Origin of the sequence: Moorena sp. SIO3B2, from assembly GCF_010692525.1 — a bacterium.
Taxonomy (GTDB): Bacteria; Cyanobacteriota; Cyanobacteriia; order Cyanobacteriales; family Coleofasciculaceae; genus Moorena; species Moorena producens.
Window position 1 is genome coordinate 1 of sequence record NZ_JAAHHE010000108.1, and the last position, 20,756, is coordinate 20,756.

Consider the following 20,756-nt stretch of genomic DNA (forward strand, 5'->3'; position numbering starts at 1 on the left):
GAGGTTACGAGCTGGTGCTGTCTCCGCCTGCGCGAATTTATCTTAGAAGTTCGCGCATCTCCGCCTCTCAGGCGCTCCATATTTTCTCTAAACTGGATAAGCCCGCGATCACTACTCCCATTTGCCACTCTTCATCGAAAAAGGGGTTTGGGGCAGCGCCCCAGGGGGGTCCGGGGGGCAAAGAACCCCCCGGTAGGGGTGTGGGGTGTCCCCACATACAGCTCGCCGATCAGGCGTTTTATTATCTGTTCCAATAAAGGCACATACAGAAAAAATGGCAAGTACTATTTACCGACCTACTCCATATCCATTCCTAAAATGGGCGGGAGGCAAAACAAGGCTATTATCTATACTTCAAAATGAATATATGCCCTTATTCGAAGACAATGAGATTGAGACATACATAGAACCCTTTGTAGGAGGAGGCACAGTATTTTTTGATATAGTCAAGAAATACCATGTAAAAAACATATATTTATCAGATATCAACCCTGAGATTGCGATCGCCTACATGGTGATCAAGACAGAGGTTGAAAAGCTAATAAGCCAGTTGTCAGTAATGAGTGACTACTACCTCTCGTTAAATAAAGACGAGAGGAAGGCATATTATTACGACAGACGTTCTGAATATAATACTTTCGATAAAACGAAGCCCGCTAGTACGTATGATTCCACCTGGGTTAAAAGGGCAGCTCTTACTATTTTCTTGAATAAAACTTGCTTTAACGGACTATATCGCCTCAACAAGAAAAATCATCAGTTCAATGTCCCTATCGGAGACTACAAACAACCACGTATCTTAGAAGAAAAAAATCTAATTGCCATATCCGAATGCCTTCAAAGCACTAACGTCAAGATTACAAGTGGAGATTTTAGCCATATATTACCATATGTCAATCCAAAGACTTTTATTTATTATGACCCGCCTTACCGTCCAGTGAGCAAGACTTCCAACTTTACAAGTTATTTTTCAGCCTTTAAAGATGAGGATCAATACCGCTTAGCGAAAGTCTTCCGAAAAGCGCACAGAATAGGGGCTTTTCAACTGCTTAGTGCCCCTGATCCCACAGCTTTGACTGAAGATCCATTCTTCGATAATTTGTACTCTGATTTTAATATAAAAAGGGTGATGGCTCCTAGGGGCATATCAGCTAAGGGAGAAAGTCGCAAAAAGATAAGGGAACTTGTGGTAACATCATTTGCCTAATCTGGCATTGCATATCTCGCTGGGTCTTAGCCAACGAGATATGCAAGGGATTTGTATACGTTGGCTCATGAGGCTCAGCGCGATCGCTAATCCTCAAATCCATTTTCTCTAAACCCGCTGAGGCGACCTTGAGCAACGTCAATATCAGACATAGACATGAACCTGCCTAATATCCCCTGGTCGGTCTGACATACCACCTTCTTACCCCTATTCTCACTAGTTTAGAGAATTTGACTCAAAAAAAAATACCTGGATCATGAGATCCAGGTAAAATATCGATCAGACTCTTGTGATTGCTAAAGCGATCGCTAAAATTATAGATCAAGACTCATACCATTTTTGCCTAAGAAATTGTTGAGTAATTTCATGACCTTTTTTATCTCCGCAATTGGGTGTTAACCTCCTGTTAAATTGTTCATCTATATATTCAGCATCAGATCCTGTAAAATTCTTACAGTCCTTCGGATCATCGCATGGAAATATTGTAAATTTTGTCACTTCGTCATAACTATCTATCTCTCCATTTAGATCAATAAATTCAGTCTCTTCTGTATTTACATCATAATCATATTCAGTATTGTCAAAATAAGCTAAGACTTTGGCTAAAAATCTATTCATTATAACTCTACTCTAGTCTCCACTACTATTTTAGCAGAAAAGCTAAAATTAAGCCATTACAGTGTAATTTTTTTTTGCAAAATAGTTTGGATAATCTGAGTTGCAGGAATTTGATTCGCAACTGCAACTCTGACTTCATTCAGCTTTGATAGCGGAACACTGAAGTTTTTGCTAACCCATCTCCCATAGATTTTTATCTTGACATTGATGGCCCAATAGAAATGGGAATCTTCGACGCGATCACGTTGATCATGAATCAATGGGTAATCAATACTCTGTTTTGTCTGTGTATAGCAGTATAGGTAAGCTTTGCGAGGGATAGTGCAACACAAACTACTAAGTCCATCAGCCACCGGTTGTAAGTAATGGAGTGGGATCCTACTCCACTCCATACCATAGAACCATTTGACGTCAGCATATTGAGCACCATGTGTATCAATAACACGCAACAAAATTCCTGTCAAATCTTTGTACTTAACAATTTTTCCTTTGCCATAGCCATCGAGCTGATAGTAAAGCGATCCTAGCTTGTGGGACTGTGACAGTTCTACCGATAAGCTTCCTTGATCTAATCCTTCCTTTTTGTCGTCGCATGTCGAGAGAGAACTCATCCAACGAGGTGGCAGCCAATCCGGAGGGAACCCATGCAATAACAGCATCCCCTGTATACTCAACTGTGAGCCAGTTTGGATAATTGGCAGTTTCTTCCACCACGTCTCGAATACAGTCGTACCACTCGGACGCCCGAATGCTGCAGAACCTGTCAGCATAGTAGGACAGAGAGAAAAGTCTAACTCGCCTGTAAATTCCTCGGTTTCTATTCGCTTCGCTGCCAATTTGGCAGCACGCAATGATGATCGGATCCAGATTATTGTATCCAAGTTCTGATATTTCATATGTCCAAGTATCATACCCCCGATAGATAAAACCAGATGGCTGTTCAAGTAGCACTATATCTGGCTGAGCCTCTTTCACACATCTTATAAACTCCTTATATAATGAACTTTCTGGATGGTTCAGACCAGTTTTGGTACCACCATCAGTGGTGCCCTTACAAGGGAATCCACCTAAGATTAGATTGATGCCAGGGGAGACATGGAAGTCTCTTATACATGAATCTATAATTTTATGATTAAAATTTCTCCTGAGAACTTCAATCGAGTCAGGATCATTGTCTGTAGATATGAGCCAGTCAAATAATGGCAGCTCATTTGCCTGTCTCAATGCTTGCTGATTTATTTGACTGGCAGCAAAAGGGAATCCTCCAATCCCCTCGAAAAGCCCACATACGGTTATATTCTTACCTGTCATATATTAAGAGGTGATACTTGCCAGATCTGATCTTTACAAAGGATATTTTCAAATCCATTATAACCAGCTAAGATCAGCTGAGTAGAATGTTGGCCAGGCGTCTCGTCTTCGTGTTGATTGATAGCTTTCAGCATTGACCATAGCTCATAATAGTCAATGCTATCGATAAACAATATTTTATTTGGCATTGAGACAATATCAATAATCTTGTTTTTGGTAATCTCTACTGATTGATCGCAAAACTGTATATTTTTGAAGAATTCAGTAACAACAAGAGATATGTCAGATTCAAATCTTGGTATGGAGAGTTTAGTATAGCCAAGCTGCTTGCCATATTTCTTATTAGACGGTCTAAAACTAGAATTAAAATGCCACTTAATCTTATTGTTGATACATAATTTCTCAAATATCACTCGTGGATATCTGCCTGGCCAACTGACCAATTTCTCATGAAGGACTACATTTCTTTCTTTGCAAAAATAATATAAGTATCTGATGCCATCTGTGGAAAACATAAATTCAAAAGCACCATTTTTAATGCCTGAGTTCTCTGGGCATAAGACTTCAGAGCATACTGAGCTTACACTATTAATCACTTCTTTTGCAAGAAGCTGATCGCCCATGATCAAAGCAGTTCGGAAAATAGACAGCTTAGTGTTTGGTATTTTTAGAAGTTTTCCCTGACCAGCTAGAGTTCTATGCATTGCGTCATTAGCAACCATTGAAAATGATTTATAGCCAAAAAAAGGAAGGCATCGTATCGTAAATTTAATTAACAAGATAAAAAATCCATAATTGCTGAATATCTATATTTGGCAATTATATAGGTCTTATTGTCTCCGGGATTAGCGTTCCATACTATTTTCAAGGTTGGATTTACTTGTGTCAATGGTGGGTTAAGCCTATTTCTTAAGCACCAAATCCAATTGACTTCTTTCTGAGTTATTTGTTTATTTATCAAAGTAGATACTCTAAATGGAGTTGTTGGCAATTTAAAATCAGCTAATAACTCTTGGGTGGGAATATACAACTCAGAAACACTATTATCAGAGTCAGAGTAAGTCCCGGGATTTAAATATTTTGGCGTAATAATAAAACGATAACCACCAACATCACTTTCTATCTCTGGGCTCTTAACAAGGTTTAAAGTATTCCTCAAATCATCTTTCATTCTATTCAGCTTAGATTTAGTCGTCCCAACCATAGATAATTTTATCTGAATCTCGTCCATAGATAAAAGGCTTCCCAAGAAATGGGAAAAAATATCATATTCACAAAATAATATTTTCATAATCTCACGAGCCGCTACAACATCTGGCTCTAAGCCACGTGGATAGTCAGGCTCTTTTTGAGACAGCTGCCACGTTAGCGCACTAATTTCAGACTTTAGCTCCTGGTTCTCAACTTTCATCTGATCGATTTTTTCGTTATAAGCTCTTATAGCTTCTTTTTTATTCTCCTCCAATGCCATTTCTGCCTGGTTCTTTGCCGCCATTAATTGAGCTAAGTTAGATTCTTTAGTTTTAATTACTTTAGCCTTCTCCAGCTCTAGCTCTTTCCAGCTTTCATCTAGCTCTGCTAGCTTCTGATTAAAGATAGCCTCTTGTTTGTTGGCAATAACAGTAAGCCTATGCTTCTCAGCTTTTTTATTAGCATCCATCGCAAGGAGCTCATTCTCCAACTCGACTTCTCTGTTCTCTAGAAGAGCCCTTTTGCGATCGCACTCTTTCCTCAGTTCATCCCTTACATTTTCTACCTCTGTATTCAAAGAGTCTAGCCTACTACGTTGAATCTGCTTTGTTTCCCTGGTAATTTCTGATAACTGAGCCTGCTTAAATTCCTCCAGCTCATCTAACATCTGATCCTCTAACTGCTCCTTCTTGACACTGAGGGCATTTAGCATCTCGGAGTTCAGGAGTTCAGATTTAGCCTCCATCTCAGAAATATCTAAGTTTAGGATTGCGTGGCTACGACCATACATCCAAAGCCATATAAGTCCAGAGGAAAGACCTACGAATGAAGATAATAAAGATTCTATATCTGAGCTAGCAATTAATGATATGCATGCAGATATATTCATTGTTAAAAACAACAATTTTAATCTTTTAGATCTCTTACTAAAGAACGGATTTTCCATGAAACTAGGCTAAATAAAGTTATAGTGATTGCAGCCCAAGTAACAATGTAACTTACCCCTGGTGGTAAATACTTCAAGAGCCTTACTGCTATATTGATGATAAAAAGTAATATTAGAGACATAATAAAAATGGCCTAGCTTAGTACTAGGCCATTAAAATAGGTTAACCAGGCGTCAACGAGGGAGTATCAACGCCTTGAAGTGCTGGAATTTCTAGCGAAAGACCAAGACCCAAAAGATTAGCCTCTTTTACCTGCACCTCACCACTTAGGGATGCCACATCTAAAGTATGGCTTTCAATCTTCAAGTCATAGTAGACTTCACTTAGGCGTAATGATTTTTCATGATAGTTAAGCAGTACCTGACTCTTGCTATTCTTGACAAGAGCAGTGTTATGCTTAATTTTTTTGCCTTCGAGTCTGACTTCTGCTGTTTTAGTATCGACTACTTTGCCAGCTAAGACGGTAGTTTTGTACTTTACCTCCTCGCTTGCGATCATCACATCTAGCCTGGCGGATTGTTTTTTTAACTCAACAATATTGCCCGGCGCATCATAATCCATTGATCTATCTCCTTTGTTCTACTTTGCTATCGATGTAGTCGTTAAAGATCCTTGCGACGCTAGCTTGCATAACAAAATATGTTAATGATAGCCCTATAGAGATCACCCCAACTATAATTTTGGTAGCAACCTCATGCGAAGAAGCAAGCTTAAGAAGTTTCGGGGGAAGCTTCATGTGCCCCCCATCATCTCCCCCAGCTCTTTATTGCCACGCTCAACTTCGCTTGCAAAGCCTTGGTTCAGCGATTCATTATACATTAACCCTATTGTTCTTCCATTTAGAGCTCCCGCTTTTGCAACAATTCTCTTAAGATTAGCTATGTTTGTAGCCAAGTTTTCAATTCGATGAACACTTAGTTCGTGACGGGAGTCCAGCTCTGAGTCAACTTTTACCGTATCAATTTGGCTGTATCCGTCATATAACTGTATAGAGTTATTCTCGATCTTCAACTCCAACTCTGGATTACTAGCAAGATAATTTTTAATGTACTGCTTCTTGCCAATTTTGTTGTCATTTATGACGAGTACAGGATTATTAGTCTCGTCCCGCAAAAAGAAACATTCGCTTGTAACCAGCTGAGTCTTGCGATCGCATTGCAAAGATATCCTTATGCAGTGCAGAACAAATAATTTTGAGTATTTAGATTTCTCTTTATTGACGTAAAGAAGATTAGAGCGTTCGCGATATATCTCGGAGCAATATTCAAGATATTTCTTCCGAACAGTGCCCTCATTTTTGCCAAGGGTATTGGCTATGTAGGTGCTACCATACCCATTCTCTTGCTCATAGAACTCATTTGCAAAAATGCTAGCAATATGATCATCTGTAAAATCTGACAATAGAGGTGCGACAGTATTATCCGATGGCTCAACATCAGGTAAATAGATGGGAGGGGCTGATAAGACTATCGGGGTCTCATCAGAATTTACATCGTCTAGATTTATTTGTTCCACTTTCTTCATGATTTTAGGATTAAGTATGTCCGATCGTCTATTTTTTGTACGATAAACTTTAGATTAGATCCAAAGCTATAATGAAGCTAATAAGAGTATGTCTTTATATTGGTCGGCTGGCCGACCAATATAATTACCTTAATGTTCAATAATTCCTGTCAAATACCTCCTCCATATTGGTAGACGGCAGCGATCACTTCTTTTTACCCTCCTATCTTAGCAATAACTAGATTATATACTAGATATTTGCAAAAATCAAGTATCTCCTAGATATTTTTTTTGCAAATCACTGTCATAGGCAATATCCGAAAGCGTTAAGCCGATAGACATTAATGCTTTATCCAGATAAATTAATTGCTGCATGGAATACACAGGAGCTTCTAGACCGCTACGGGAATAAACTAAGCAAAAAGCATCTATGATACTTTGAGATAATCTATCGTCGTTTAAAGAATCTATCGACCAATGGGAGAGGACTACACTGTTCATCTGTTGAATATCTGAAATAATTAGACCTTTCTTCATAAGCATAGAGCCTTTGCTATTATTCCAGCGTTTATGGCAGAAGGCTGAGATGAATGACTGTACTTTATTCATGACTATATAACCAGCTTAAAAACGGGTGCATTAGGACAGGTAGCTCAGAGTTTGATATGCGGTAAAGACTTTTCCACTGATCATCTGGTAAGTTTTCTAATTTTCCTATGGAAGGAGTCATTATCGCCAAGGTGTCTTTACGTTTCTGGAAAAATACCGAGGCAGCATCATTCAACATATGCTGATCGTGATCAGCATATAAAGACTTAGTTAATACAAGAGCTGGGGGTGGGAGTGCTTCTGATCTAAATACACTTGGACTGATGAAGCTAAAAAGATGCCTGATTTTAGAAATAGCTTTTCTGCTTGCTATTGAGAGAACAGCTCGATGAACCCGTGGATCGGAGATCAACAATAAAGCTAGGTCTGAGAAACCTGGTTTCAGATCTACTAAGACAACATCTACTCCTAATGACTTGCCAAGAAGGGCTAAAGCGTCTGTCAAGAAAAAGGGATTTCCATAATTTTTGCTTGTCAAACGCTTTAGCTTGACGTCAATTAGTTTATTGTTACCACGAAAAGAAGGTAAGAAATATATTCCATTTACTAGAGAGTCCTTCAGCCTTTCAGCCACTAGATCTATGACTTCTTTTGAACCCAAAGAAAAGTCTTCATGGATTAAAGCAATAAAATCAGCGAGGCAAATTGAGGGGAAAGATAGCCTAGATTGTCGTAACTGGTTAATGCTAGGATCTAGGTTGCCATCGATCAGAAGAACCCTCTTATTGGCGACAGTCAATGCTTTTGCTAATGCTAAGGCATGAGTCGTCTGGCCTACATTGCTTTCAGTAGGATAGAGGGCTGCAACACAAGGCAAGTCGCTTTGAAGAGCGCTTGGCAATTGCAGATTTTCGCCCTGTCGCCAAATAATGGTGGATCTATCCAGGCTTCGGATAAGCCTAGGGATTGGCGGCTCTTCCTCTGTTTCTTGGAAAAAAACCGGTAAGGCTCGCTGATTGTCCTGAATACTTTCAAGAATAATATAAATATCGCCGTATTGGCTATCAACTTGGAGCCGAGGCTCATAGGCTCCCTGGAGCCATGTTTTGACTGAGCTGTGAGTACCAGGACGAACACCAAGAGTTAATCCATTCCAATAGCTTCTAGCCCAGACTAATCCTTCTGGCCATTTTTCTTGCTTTCGCGATCGCAACAAGACATCTTCTATGTCGAGCCACGTATATAATCGAATGTCTAATGGAATCATGGGTTTCACCAAAGAATAAAGAAGTGTGACAAGATCTATAAATATCTGAAAACTTTTGGTCTATTCTTTTTGATATACACGAAAATTGTAGGATCAATAAAAGGATATAGACCTAACCTTTCATCCCTTAGCTGCACAGCAGCAATGAGTTCTTCGTCTGTGCAGCAATCTATAAAAGGTATCCCCTCTTTCCCCTCCTTGTCTTGAGAATACATTGCCTTAGCCTTGTGGCTCAATGAAGAAACTTCTAGTTCACAACCGGGAATATCCCTTAACATTTCTATTGCATCTAAGAGTTTTCTAATGTTAACATTCATGGTAGTACCCAGTAAGCCTAAGGAACCTATCTTGTCTTGTGCAAGATAGGTATTTTTTACAAAAAAAGAGAAAATAACCTATAAACTGGAAATAGTATCAGCCAAGCCAATCTTACTCTGAGTTTAAACACATAAGTATTATGGTTAAAGTGATTGTTCTCATGCTTTACCCAATTGCCAAAATTATGGGCACTGCCTTTGTGATAGGTTTTAACCCCATGACACCGCTTACAGAGTGGCACTATATCAAAGAAGGGTAACTCATGGCCAATAACAGTTGCAGTCGGTTTTTGAAAAAGTAATAAGCCTATCATTCTCCGTATACATGACTTACGATAATGCAAGTGATGGGAAACTTCGGCTTTCCGGAAAAAACATAAAGTACAAATCCCAAGCAATTTGCGGTTATTTAATGAAATCAGTGGCCAATTTTTAGCCTTCTGGACATATCTCTTAGAATTATGATTCATAATATCGCTCTAGACAATAACGCCATGCTCTTTCATCATTATTGGCCAACTGGATTATTGGGGGCGGGTCATATCCTCTTATATACATAGTATTATCATTCGAAAGCTTAGATAATACAGGATATAGATAGAGATAGACCACAGCAATGTCGTAATGATATAATCTGTATCTGAGATTTTCATATATAATAAGGTATTCAGTTCAACTCGCTGAGCAGCAGTAGCTGAGTGGCTAGGGTTAGCTACTGCTTTTTATTCAAAGGCAACTTTACTCTTGATCGCTGATGATTCGCTTCTCTTCGGCAAGATCAAACTCATAATCTTTCACCTGATCTATGATCTCCTGAATCTGTTGTGGTGTCAAAGAGCCATTATTGAGAATCAGGGAGACATATAGCTTGGCCATGCGATCGCATAATTGCTGCTTGCCTATGCCAAGAAGTGACATGTGGGAGAAAAACAGATGCTCCCACAGACGTGGGAATTTAAAGCTAATATATTTTTCTCCGCGAACTTTGATCCGGACGCCCGTGTCATACCCATTAGTCCCATGGGGATAAACTCTTTTGTCATTGTAGCTAATAAACAACTTGTATACCTCCTTAAGCTCTATATCTCTATTATATATTGTAGAGATGGGAATGTCAAGCGGCGGAACATACTTCCTAATCTAATTTTTAAATTATCGAAAAGCTTAAGCATTTAAACCTTAATCCATATGTTTATCTATATGCTTATCTATATGTTTATACATTTTCACACAAGCAGTGTGATCTCTTAGTGATCTAGCAGTAATCTTTGTATATAGATCATCACGACAATATGGCGCAATGCATCACGACAATATGGCGCAATGCATCACGACAATATGGCGCAATGCATCACGACAATATGGCGCAATGCCAAACATAAAAACATCGATCGCGTCCATTGCGATCGATGTTTAGTTCGTTCGTTCGGCATCCAACGGTATTAATCTATGTATCCGATATTAGGCTATTCATCCGCCTTTGTGCCTCAACATGACTGATGTCTTGGTTGGATAAGTCTAGGAGTATGCGGTCAGACAAAATATTGAATGCTAGGATCCCGTTATCGTCCAATTTCTGATGAACCCTTTTTAATCTTCTGAACATATCTGGCAGGACGACGCTCTGCGGACTACTCCAGAAACCCTCAAGGTTAGTTTTTGCTAGATACTCATTGACAACAAGCAATACCCTTAGTGGATCATAGCTTATTGCTAGATAACGATAATACACTGAGGCCAGACCATGCCTTACAAGCTCAATCTGGAATAAAGTCTGATCTAATAAATATACTTCCGCTATTGATCGATCATACCGATCTATATCTATAGTCTTTATCCTAACTTTTTTATTTAGCAAAGTTCGGAATGCAAAGTCTTTTGCTAAATCGCCGTATCTAAATTGATGTGCATAAATATCGTTTACCGAATTTATACTTTCAATCCTCTGATCTGAGTCTCTACGGGTCTCGGCAGTATCAATGTATGCCAAGCGTATAGTTTTCGAAATACCTTTCCTAGATACGAGGAAGGTATCCCCATCGTACACAAAAACCACCCGCCATTCTTCCAGCCTGCTAAAATCACAAGGGTAGAATGTGGGTAGATTCTCTACTAATAAAGATGCGACTTTATGCATTTATATGAATTTTTTTTCCTAGTATCTGCTCAACTATATACAAATAATTTTTATTGCATTCCTGAGCACGGCGAACCTCTTGGACTAAGTTGCGCTTAACCCCATAGCTACGACTCACCCATTTACCTTTCCTAAATATTTTTATATTCAGCCCCCAGTACCAATGATTGATATTATTAATGTCACGATCACTGTCAACTTTTGGATACTCGATAGTCCCCTTTTGCACTTCCCTGAAGATAGTAAATTTGTATAAAGTACCCACCTGTCTACTATAGGCAGGGGGAAAGCATAGAAAAGGTTTTTGATCACAACAACCAATAAATTTAATATCTTTAAGATATTCCCTCTCTAGGTGATCAGCATCGGTCCACTCAGTAGACCACCACCAATTAACATCAACTGAATTATTTTCTGCCTCCCGAACAACAGTACCAATAACATTATTTTTTGTTACGATTTGTCCAATTATTTCCATTTATCTAACTGATCCATAACTTCTGAGCGATGAGCAAATAAGCGTTGAAACTCAAGAAGAATTTTCTTGTTTGCGGATGGATTATGGTGGAAAGCTGAGAAAAGATCTAGGGGCTTTGCACATGGGTTTATGCCTTGATCATCATCTAGATGATAGTCCAAGTCCTGACTCTGATCAGGTTCTTGACTCTGATCAGGTTCTTGACTCTGATCAGGTTCTTGACTCTGATCAGGTTCTTGACTCTGATCAGGTTCTTGACTCTGATCAGGTTCTTGACTCTGATCAGGTTCTTGACTCTGATCAGGTTCCTGACTCTGATCAGGTTCCTGACTCTGATCAGGTTCCTGATCAGGACAAGAGGCGACAAAATCCTGGAACCCTTGGAACTGCTGCATCTCAGAGAATGGAATATATCTTCTGCCTGTCTTGAAGATAGCGGTCCATTCTGGATTATAACCAGCATAATTTACCATAAATCGATAAGCTTTTATATCAACATGTTGTTCGCAGTAGCGTACAAAATCAGGTGGAGGCTGGGGTATATGGTCTATTCCATTGTTTTGGGTGCTAATTATATGTTCATTGTTGCCATTTTCAAGCGAATGCTCATTTTTAGGGTCAGCATTTTTCAATAGAGAGACAAAATAGCCGGTAATATTTTTAATATCTCGCTCTTGAACCGCCTGTCTTAAGAGATCTATGCATATACCACAATTCTTTTTATACTTAACCAGCAAGCCACTAATGGAATTTATATCCACTCCAAGTTTCTCTAAGGCTTTAGATTCTTCTGACATGTCAGGTTTTTGTGTGCTGTCCGGCATATCCAGATCATCGGATAGTGGATGATCTGGGCTGGTTCCGGTACCAGCTGATAGCAGCTCCCTCAGTTTCGTATACAGAACGGTATAATAGTTTACTCTTCTTCGCTTATCAGCATTCAGTTTTTTGACCAGGATAAGCCCCTGTTCTTTCAATAAAGAAATTGCCCGGCAAACAGTTCGTGAGCTAACTCCAATCTTTGTGGCTAGCTGGGAATAAGTCCTATAATAGAACCTTCTACTTATGGCTTTATCGCTGCCCTCATCCCAGTACTCATGTTCTACCCCAACTTCTGATTGGGGATTGTCTATGAGTATTCCATATGTCCAGAAATGAATTTCTTGTAAAATTGCTGCTGCAACACGTGAATTCAGTAATTCTTCTATCTCTGTGCTGTAGATTACAGGTTGTGAGCTAAGAAGGATTTTTTCCATCATTACTATAGGGATAAAGAATATGTTATAATTATACCTGTGAACTAAAGGATTTTTTGTGTTATAACCAGATAGGATGATGGGTTGCACCCTATTGATTCCTATCTGGACTTTTTTTAGGCAAGAAGATTATAGCGCACAATAGTGTCAAAAGTAAAGCAGATAAAGCTAAATTTTCAGGTTTTGGCCTTAGCTATAGAGAAGCCGCAAATGTAGCAGTCTTTTCGAGGATGAACAAGATGCAGAAAAAAACAGCGAAAAAAAATCAACTAGTAAAAGTTGATTATGTTAATTTAGGTATAAATAAATCTTTGATATTTGAGTGGATAGGATCTAAAGACACACAAAGTGAGGTAAAGCATATAAAGCGGTTCTATAGCGGGAACCCGATATTATTCTTTTGTGAGGATCGCTTCGTAAGCAAAAATCTTTATCTTCACCCTGAATTAGTGGAAAGCTTTAAGAAAAAAGTAAGCACCTAGATCTTTATCCATAAAGTATAGATAATGGTATCATCAAGCTGACGCATTAATGAGGCTAGATTTCCACAAAATCATTAACAAGCCGTTCAACTTATCAGGAGCTGAAGCCTATTCCCCTGTTCTGTGCATACCCTGCGCAAAATTCACCCCACACTCATCCTTCGGATTGAGGTGCGGGGCTTTCTTTTACGGCCAACTAAATTTCACCTTAGCCATTGACTGCAATCAGATAGCGGAGCTCACTAGTATAGCCACTAAGATAAGCTGGGAAATGAGTAAATCCTAAATATTTTAGAGCTAAAGCCCGATGATGCCCTTCAAGACATGAGCATGATACTGATTCAAAACTAAAAATAGGGGTACTTATTGATAAAGGGATGACTCCTTGTAACGGAATTAGTTTTGTTAGCATTGCGATTCTGATTGGATGCTTTAAATGCTCGCTAATTAGATCAGTTGCACGAAGATATTTAGCATCTTGCCAATCACCCATTATCTCTTTATAGACTAAAGCATAAGTCCATAGATCTTCAAGAAGACTAAATGCTTGCTGAAGATCAGTCGATTTTACATCATAAGCATAGCCATTGAAGAAAATCCATGATTCAAATCGGTCGAATGGAATCCATGCGATAGAATCGTCAGGCTCTACTGCTATATAAATTCTAGGGTAATACATGATAACTTTGGTTATCCCCAACTCTACTATCTCTAGTATATATGGTAGAGATATAAAAGTCAAGGAAAAGTCAAGTCTGCTTTACTCTTGGTAATAGCCCCCTATGGCCATCGTAAAACAGATTTGCGGGCAAAGGCAGTTCTAAAAGCACCGGTTGGGATATCATCCACAGTGCGATCGCATTCGAGATAATGACTAGCTACATTCATCAGAGGGATGGCTAGAAACTGTAGAATCGTAATCGATTAATATATCTGAGATACTTTCCTCCTGGTATTTCAGATATATGTTTTTACTTATATGGATTACATCATTATTTATTAGAACCTTAGCCTCACATAGCTTGTGATTCACATATGTGCCATTTAATGATTTGTTTTCCAGGATCCACCTATTACTAATCTTAATTATGTCTAAATGATGCTTGCTTGTATATTTATCTCCAACTTTTACCAGAGATGAGCAAGGAGTGTATTGGGGATTTCTGCCTATAGAGATTCTATTACCATTCAGAATTATAGTATTTTTGAATCTAGCATCCTCGAAAATAATCAATTTAGAAATAGTGCTATCAACTTTAATCTTCACAGCATTTAATATAGCTTTTTTAATCTTAGTAAAATCTTTCTCTTGATCATTCTCTAAGACCACTCCTTGAATTGACTGGAGTATTTCATGTTGGCCTATATCTACACATTCCCCTATCACTGGAATGACTGGCTTGCTATTGCTTATGGCATTTAATAACTCCAGTTCACAATAAATGCTTTTCATGGAACTATCTGATGCAATATACAAGAAAACATCATTATTCCTAATTGCATCAACAAGCTCTATCTTCCAAGTAGTTCCAGGAATAATACTTTTATCTACCCAAAAAGTTATCTCAGGAAGAGAGCTAATTAGTTTTTCTACAAAAATACTTGACTCTCTTCTGCTGTAACTTATAAAGCAAGTTACAAGTTTCTTGTTCATGCTTTAAACAATTATTTCTAGATCAGTAACTTCGATCCAATTTCTCTCTGCAAGATTGGAAAGAAGCTTAAGGAAAAATTGGAATGAGATTAACTGCTGACTATTAATAGCCTTATTAGAGAGAGCTAAGTTATATGGATTAATGGCCATACCCCTTTCGCCCTCTCCAGGCGGAGCCATGTTATAAAGTTCCCAATGCCATAGCTGCAAATCGTCGAGTAATTTTTCGTTAGACACATAAGACTCATTGTTGTTGAACAATGGAGGATGAATCACGATGTTAAAGTTTGATTGCTTTAAACTACATAATTGCTTCCTTTCAAATACTTTTAAATCTTTTGTAAACTTATCAAGATTAATGCTATAATCTTTTAGACTCTGACCTTTGACATTACCTGAATCGGAAATTATGCACATTATAAGAAAATGATACTGCTGATCAGACAATATCTTTTCGTTACGTAAATAAGTTAGTTCTGATATAGAAATATTTTTGCCAGACAAAGGAGGCATAATATACGTAATCCTATTTAGAGTAATTCTCAGTGTCCCAGCAGACTGAATTTCATCGTCCTGGATATATAACCGGCTAATATTCTTGATAAGAGCATTCTCTATAAACTCTAGATCAGTGTAACCACTCCCAGCTAATTGAGATTTATTTATATCGTAATAAGTATTACTGCCAAAATTTCTTATGGTATGCACTAACGCAGTCTCTTCTGTTATTAATTTTCTGTTTAGCAAGTTTGGGATTGTTCCCAAAGAAATTGGGTCAAATTGATTTGAAAATTTTACCCTAAAGCTGTCGTAACTTAGACCTGTTAAGAGCCCTAGATTATTTAATTCTCGAAAATATTTTAGTTGAATACCTTCACTTATCTCATATTTATCATCTATCTCAACGAAAGTTTCTAAATCAGAACTCTGCACAGAGACAGTGTGGGTTGCTTCAGTATCAGTTGATGTACCCCTCTGCCTTAACAATAAATAATAGAATCCTGCATTTATAGACAACTTTGACAGTTCCTGAAGTAAGTCAGTAGTTATAACAAAATTTTGATTCTCAGCATTAACGTTTGGTATTGGCATAGTTTTTCTCAAACACTTAATAATAGTATACCCAATGAGCATTGACTCATTGGGTAGTGAATACACGGATTGGATATATCTGAAGAAGACGCCAAGTTAAGAGTGGACAGTCTGTAACCAAGTCAAAGTAAGGTTTGGAATAGTAAGAGTAAAGTTTTCTTTACTCTTTGTAGAGATATGAATAATCTCTTTGATAAAAACATCTTGGCTGATACCCCAACCACCTACACTAGTTGGTGTGGAAAAATCCTCGGGATTCACTGTTTGGACTAAACTTGACTTAGTTGGATCTGTTTCTTGTTTCTTGAAAAAGATTGCCGCAAAAGTTATTTGTGTATAATCATCTATGATAACTTTACGCATCTGGTCTTTAACTTGTTCCTCCGTCTGCGTATAGACTGGCTCTGTTACCCAGTCTAGTTGTATTGAGGGAATAGAGAAAGTGAAAGGTGATGGAGTCATCTTGCTCAAGGTCAGTATCTGATTAAGCAATGTGTCATCGGTGATATTCCAATTGGTCAAATAGTCGGCAGAGTTCACTGATTGAACATTGGAAGTTGTGTCTTTCTCAGTAAGCAGAGCTAGATAAGTCTTTATTTTGTCTGATTGTTTATTCAAGATTGTTTGAATATTAGTTCTACTCAAAATCAAAGGATCAGGCATTTTACTTTAAATTTAATCTAGTTTACAGCTACATGATAGTGCATCAATGGAAGGATTAACAACTTGACCACAATATTCACGAAGAAAATCAACCAGATTAGTGAGTCAATTTTATTATTTTAGAGAATGGCGGTAAGAGACGAAAAATGCAAACTAGGATAAAATTAAGAAATTTGCAGGCAATTACAGCCAGAATGATTTTGGTATTCTCTAAAAAATAAGATGCCGTAACGATAAAAGACAAGATTTATAGGTTATAACTGGCTTTCAAACGCATTCCATGCAAGACAAAGAGGATTTGGCTGAATGACAATTCAAGAAATCTTAACACATGTAGACACATATGACATCCCGATGCTAATCCCAGAGCTTCAATCTATTGGGATAGATGAGCCACATTGCAAATGGCCTGGAACAATAAAAAGACGAGGTAGAGCTAAGAGCTTTAACTTTTACACAGAATATATCAACTGCTCAAGTCTACTAAGGAAGCCGTCAAAGCTTACAGCATTAAAGCCTCTGTCATGTGGCGAGATATATATAGACACAGCAGATAAGCCCCTAGCCTACATAATTGGATATGTCTATGCAAAACGCTGGCTAAGTAGGTACCTACAAGAAAAGAGGATAAGAATCTGGGTAGATATGCATTGGCCAACTAATCAATCTAAATATCACCTGCTAGGGGTTCCGTACGGATGGAAATCTTTTTCCATTTCTGCTGAAGCAGATCTAGGGTATATTGACAAACAGTACAACCTAGCAAAGATACATGCTAGGAGTGATGATATCTCTTTCCTAGTTATAGATAACGCAAATAGCCCTGCTATGCGAACAGAATGCGAGAATAGATCATGGCTGTATATGCGATCGCAATAGCTTAAAGAATGTCAGGGATAAAGCCAGGAATAGTGCAACGCATTGTTTTTGTTGCCTTAGGTTTATTAAGAAGAAATTTGATCACAGATTTAATATGGGAGATTCTTGCTAGGAGTACAGCGATTTCTATTTTCCTCCCAAGAGCATTAACAGCCTCGTGATAAGCTGTCGATGAAGGTCTTCCTAGATGCTTGCTTTTCAGCATTTTTGGAGCACCGATATGGCAAAGAAATTTCTTGCGTGAAACCAATCTATAGTAGCAGTGCTGATTGTCGTTACCTTTCTTGTAGACTTGGATTGTGACTCCGTCAGGAAGAATCCATTTACGGCTTAATTTATTTATCCTTTTTTTTAGAGTTTTTGTTAATCTATATAGAGCTTGAGCCGTATATTCAGAATATAGATTTACAGGCGGTAAAATAGGCTCATAAGATTTATCTATCAAGAATATACCTTGGCCAATGCTTTCAGGGTAATATCCCGAAACCGCCATGATATAAGATGATGCTTCCTCTTGTGAAAACGATTTCGTAAAACTTCCAAATGTCTTATTGATAATTCCATCCATATATTTACAATGGTATTTAGACATATATTGTTCATTATGCTTTCCATGCAGAAGAGCTACTATCAGGAAATCGCTTGCTAATGATAAAGCATCCAGTAATACATGATCCCTCTCTGGCAAATTTTCTATTACCGAGATTACATAGTTTAAGAACACCAACGAAGAAGGTACTAACTCTTGATCTGGGAAATAATATGGATCATACCTATTGACATTCAGATATCCCATATCTTTGAGTAAATCCATATCAGTGCCATATCCGCAACCATAATCAAATACTGACATGGATTTGGTAAGAATGCCCTTTTCTATAGCCATAAGGACAGGTCGAGACATCTTTTTTCTGTGTAATGCTGATCTATGTCGAAGTATTGACATTAGATGATAATATAGTACTACTGTTGACATTATAAAGATGAATATCAAGATATTACCAAAATATAGATATAATGCGGCACACAAGCCCAACCAATTAATTTATGGGACAGGCAGGACAGCAATAGTTACAGGATGGACAGTTAAAGATGCCATTGCGAAAAAGCTAGATTCTTCCGAGTTCGCTGTAATAGGACAATTATATAGTCCCACACGAGGGATAAATCTTCTGATCCGTAACTTATTAAATAATCCATATGTCCGATGCTTGATAATCTTAGATTCTACCAAGGAGGATCATAACGCTGGAGGTGGAACTTGTCTAATGGATTTCTTTCGACATGGGGTTAAGGAGGGAGTTAGTGAGACTGGCCGCCCATGCTGGATAATTTGTTCTTCAATAAAAGGTTACATTGATATCGATATTCCATTGATTATTTTAGAGCAACTAAGAAATGCTGTCTTTGCACAAAAGACTAATTCAATTGACAAAGCTATCCAGTTAATCAAATCTTGTAAAGATATAGAGTTAGGAGCATGGGGACCTCCATTCATAACTTCTATAAACACTAGTCAACCAAATTATATTAATACAAGGCCAGGATCACGCTATGGGCATCGTCTCGAAGGCAAGACGATTTCTGCTACATGGATCAAGATAATTCATCATATTAGGACCATCGGGACAATCCGACCTACAGGTTATGATGGGCAGTGGCAAGAGCTGATTGACTTGGTGGCAGTAGTAACGGAAGAACCTCCTGAATTTTACTTCCCTCAGCCCAATTATTTACCATGCGATCGCGACTTTATCCAAAAATACATTCATCAAATCTTAGACGATGCACCCGTAGTAGAAGGCGTAAAATATACCTATGGTCAGCGTCTACGTTCTTGGTTCAAGCGGGATCAAATTGAGCAAGTCATCACTAAACTCATTGGTGAGATTGATGCTGCGAGTGCAGTGATGTCCCTATGGGATGTCAAAGACCATGAGAAGGGGGGCAGTCCTTGCCTAAATCACATCTGGCTAAGAGTTGTAGATAATGAATTGTCCTTAACTGCCACCTTGAGAAGCAATGACATGTTTAGTGCCTGGCCAGCTAATGCCTTTGGGCTTAGAGCGCTACAGCAGTATATCAAAGAGCAGATTAGCGATCGCGCAGGAGTCCCATTGAACATGGGGCCATTGATCACCATAAGTCAAAGTGCCCATATCTATGACGACTGCTATGACTATGCTGACAGAATTATTCAAGACCAATATCAAAAGCTTATTAATTCAGAGCATACACAATATGCTGACCCCATTGGTAATTTTCTAGTTGAGACCGAAGGCTCGGATATTGTAGTAAAACAAACGACTCCCGGCAGTGGGGAAATAATCGGTATTTATCGTGATAAAAATATTGTAAATTTGGGCAGAAAGATTTGTAGTGACAATATATCAATACAACCTAGCCATGCGGTATATTTAGGTATGCAAATACAGAAAGCAAAATATTCACTTGTCAATAACGAAACTTTTCTACAATTATAAGTTAGGTTCAATAGCACTTTTAAGTTAATGCAAACAGGAAACGTCCATATCTATGTCTGATATGGACGTTTCTCAAGGTCACTTCAACGGGTTTAGAGAAATTGGACTTGAAAATTAGCGATCGCGCTGAGGCTTGCCTTGAGATAAAGATTCCCATTCGAATGACTTATCCATATAATGGCGATATTTCTGTGACCATACCAAGATCAAATATTGCGAAATATTATCTGCTTTATCATCCTCTAACATTCGCTTATAAGAATTTATCAGACTATTGGCTTGTCCAAACCATAGTATGACTTTATTGGAGCGTAAAAGCAAAGGATTTGATTCTGGTTCTTCATTAGACTCTAAAGACATAACCAAACAACGAATCGATTCAAGCCCATCATATAAATCACTCTGGATAATAATCCTAAACGAGAATCGTTGATCTATCTTATGTAATATTTCTTCTGTTTTCATCTTAGATATAGATAATAAAACGCCTGATCGGCGAGCTGTATGTGGGGACACCCCACACCCCTATTCGGGGGGTTCTTTGCCCCCCGGACCCCCCTGGGGCGCTGCCCCAAACCCCTTTTCGATGAAGAGTTGGCAAATGGGAGTAGTGATCGCGGGCTTATCCAGTTTAGAGAAAATATGGAGCGCCTGAGAGGCGGAGATGCGCGAACTTCTAAGATAAATTCGCGCAGGCGGAGACAGCACCAGCTCGTAACCTC

23 protein-coding genes and 1 pseudogene are annotated in these 20,756 nt (G+C 38.4%); 4 read left to right on the forward strand and 20 right to left on the reverse strand.

Annotated elements, in window-relative coordinates:
* Positions 1–274: 274 nt before the first annotated feature.
* Positions 275–1,207: a Dam family site-specific DNA-(adenine-N6)-methyltransferase gene (locus F6K38_RS20995; protein ID WP_287357325.1), complete on the forward strand. Its 933-nt coding sequence runs from the start codon at positions 275–277 to the stop codon at positions 1,205–1,207.
* 321 nt (positions 1,208–1,528) lie between these two features.
* Here the strand turns inward: F6K38_RS20995 and F6K38_RS21000 are convergent, their stop codons facing one another.
* The 11 genes and pseudogenes from F6K38_RS21000 to F6K38_RS21045 all read right to left on the reverse strand — a co-directional run bounded on the left by F6K38_RS21000 (position 1,529) and on the right by F6K38_RS21045 (position 9,969).
* On the reverse strand, positions 1,529–1,825 hold the full coding sequence (locus tag F6K38_RS21000; protein ID WP_287357327.1) for a hypothetical protein: 297 nt from the start codon (positions 1,823–1,825) through the stop codon (positions 1,529–1,531).
* A gap of 56 nt (positions 1,826–1,881) precedes the next feature.
* On the reverse strand, positions 1,882–2,676 hold the full coding sequence (locus tag F6K38_RS21005) for a hypothetical protein (RefSeq protein WP_287293803.1): 795 nt from the start codon (positions 2,674–2,676) through the stop codon (positions 1,882–1,884).
* Between the two features lie 10 nt (positions 2,677–2,686).
* Positions 2,687–3,136 (reverse strand): annotated as a pseudogene (locus tag F6K38_RS43460) (DNA cytosine methyltransferase); the annotation flags it as partial.
* Positions 3,133–3,858 (reverse strand): hypothetical protein, encoded by a 726-nt coding sequence (locus tag F6K38_RS21010; RefSeq protein ID WP_287357329.1) that lies wholly within the window; start codon positions 3,856–3,858, stop codon positions 3,133–3,135. The gene F6K38_RS21010 and the pseudogene F6K38_RS43460, both read right to left, overlap by 4 nt.
* Positions 3,859–3,908: 50 nt before the next feature.
* Entirely contained in the window at positions 3,909–5,273 is a 1,365-nt protein-coding gene (locus F6K38_RS21015; RefSeq protein ID WP_287357331.1) for a hypothetical protein, read from the reverse strand.
* Positions 5,274–5,436: 163 nt separating this feature from the next.
* A complete protein-coding gene (locus F6K38_RS21020; protein WP_287293795.1) occupies positions 5,437–5,835 on the reverse strand; it encodes a hypothetical protein in 399 nt (132 codons plus the stop codon).
* 171 nt (positions 5,836–6,006) lie between these two features.
* Positions 6,007–6,798 carry a hypothetical protein gene (locus F6K38_RS21025; RefSeq protein WP_287357332.1) on the reverse strand — a complete coding sequence of 264 codons (792 nt, stop codon included), beginning with the start codon at positions 6,796–6,798 and terminating at the stop codon, positions 6,007–6,009.
* 246 nt (positions 6,799–7,044) lie between these two features.
* A complete protein-coding gene (locus F6K38_RS21030) occupies positions 7,045–7,386 on the reverse strand; it encodes a hypothetical protein (protein WP_287357333.1) in 342 nt (113 codons plus the stop codon).
* Positions 7,379–8,593 carry a hypothetical protein gene (locus F6K38_RS21035; RefSeq protein ID WP_287357335.1) on the reverse strand — a complete coding sequence of 405 codons (1,215 nt, stop codon included), beginning with the start codon at positions 8,591–8,593 and terminating at the stop codon, positions 7,379–7,381. Before F6K38_RS21035 ends, F6K38_RS21030 begins: the two co-directional genes overlap by 8 nt.
* Positions 8,594–8,628: 35 nt before the next feature.
* Positions 8,629–8,910 carry a hypothetical protein gene (locus F6K38_RS21040; protein ID WP_287357337.1) on the reverse strand — a complete coding sequence of 94 codons (282 nt, stop codon included), beginning with the start codon at positions 8,908–8,910 and terminating at the stop codon, positions 8,629–8,631.
* Between the two features lie 738 nt (positions 8,911–9,648).
* A complete protein-coding gene (locus tag F6K38_RS21045) occupies positions 9,649–9,969 on the reverse strand; it encodes a hypothetical protein (RefSeq protein ID WP_287293785.1) in 321 nt (106 codons plus the stop codon).
* A gap of 264 nt (positions 9,970–10,233) precedes the next feature.
* Here F6K38_RS21045 and F6K38_RS21050 point away from each other — a divergent pair, with 264 nt between their 5' ends.
* The gene (locus F6K38_RS21050) at positions 10,234–10,356 is read left to right on the forward strand and encodes a hypothetical protein (protein WP_287293783.1); all 123 of its coding nucleotides are present in this window, start codon (positions 10,234–10,236) and stop codon (positions 10,354–10,356) included.
* Position 10,357: 1 nt separating this feature from the next.
* Here the strand turns inward: F6K38_RS21050 and F6K38_RS21055 are convergent, their stop codons facing one another.
* The 7 genes from F6K38_RS21055 to F6K38_RS21085 form a co-directional block, all read right to left on the reverse strand.
* Complete coding sequence (locus F6K38_RS21055; protein WP_287357339.1) at positions 10,358–11,047, reverse strand: thermonuclease family protein; 690 nt, start codon at positions 11,045–11,047, stop codon at positions 10,358–10,360.
* On the reverse strand, positions 11,040–11,525 hold the full coding sequence (locus F6K38_RS21060; RefSeq protein ID WP_287293777.1) for a hypothetical protein: 486 nt from the start codon (positions 11,523–11,525) through the stop codon (positions 11,040–11,042). The genes F6K38_RS21055 and F6K38_RS21060 overlap by 8 nt, the downstream gene beginning before the upstream one ends.
* A complete protein-coding gene (locus F6K38_RS21065; protein WP_287357341.1) occupies positions 11,516–12,784 on the reverse strand; it encodes a helix-turn-helix domain-containing protein in 1,269 nt (422 codons plus the stop codon). Before F6K38_RS21065 ends, F6K38_RS21060 begins: the two co-directional genes overlap by 10 nt.
* A 687-nt stretch (positions 12,785–13,471) precedes the next feature.
* Complete coding sequence (locus F6K38_RS21070) at positions 13,472–13,963, reverse strand: hypothetical protein (protein WP_287357343.1); 492 nt, start codon at positions 13,961–13,963, stop codon at positions 13,472–13,474.
* A 174-nt stretch (positions 13,964–14,137) separates the two neighbouring features.
* Positions 14,138–14,917 (reverse strand): TIR domain-containing protein, encoded by a 780-nt coding sequence (locus F6K38_RS21075; RefSeq protein WP_287357345.1) that lies wholly within the window; start codon positions 14,915–14,917, stop codon positions 14,138–14,140.
* Between the two features lie 3 nt (positions 14,918–14,920).
* The gene (locus F6K38_RS21080; RefSeq protein WP_287357347.1) at positions 14,921–16,009 is read right to left on the reverse strand and encodes a hypothetical protein; all 1,089 of its coding nucleotides are present in this window, start codon (positions 16,007–16,009) and stop codon (positions 14,921–14,923) included.
* Between the two features lie 96 nt (positions 16,010–16,105).
* The gene (locus tag F6K38_RS21085) at positions 16,106–16,672 is read right to left on the reverse strand and encodes a hypothetical protein (RefSeq protein ID WP_287357349.1); all 567 of its coding nucleotides are present in this window, start codon (positions 16,670–16,672) and stop codon (positions 16,106–16,108) included.
* Positions 16,673–16,978: 306 nt separating this feature from the next.
* Between F6K38_RS21085 and F6K38_RS21090 the strand changes: the two genes are divergently transcribed.
* Positions 16,979–17,551 carry a DUF4417 domain-containing protein gene (locus tag F6K38_RS21090; RefSeq protein ID WP_287357351.1) on the forward strand — a complete coding sequence of 191 codons (573 nt, stop codon included), beginning with the start codon at positions 16,979–16,981 and terminating at the stop codon, positions 17,549–17,551.
* 1 nt (position 17,552) lies between these two features.
* Here the strand turns inward: F6K38_RS21090 and F6K38_RS21095 are convergent, their stop codons facing one another.
* A complete protein-coding gene (locus F6K38_RS21095; protein WP_287357353.1) occupies positions 17,553–18,455 on the reverse strand; it encodes a class I SAM-dependent methyltransferase in 903 nt (300 codons plus the stop codon).
* 79 nt (positions 18,456–18,534) lie between these two features.
* Here F6K38_RS21095 and F6K38_RS21100 point away from each other — a divergent pair, with 79 nt between their 5' ends.
* Positions 18,535–20,034, forward strand: coding sequence for a thymidylate synthase (locus tag F6K38_RS21100; protein ID WP_287357355.1), 1,500 nt, complete (start codon positions 18,535–18,537; stop codon positions 20,032–20,034).
* 114 nt (positions 20,035–20,148) lie between these two features.
* On the opposite strand, the gene F6K38_RS21105 is transcribed toward F6K38_RS21100, so the two are convergent.
* Positions 20,149–20,499: a hypothetical protein gene (locus F6K38_RS21105; protein WP_287357357.1), complete on the reverse strand. Its 351-nt coding sequence runs from the start codon at positions 20,497–20,499 to the stop codon at positions 20,149–20,151.
* Positions 20,500–20,756 lie beyond the last annotated feature (257 nt).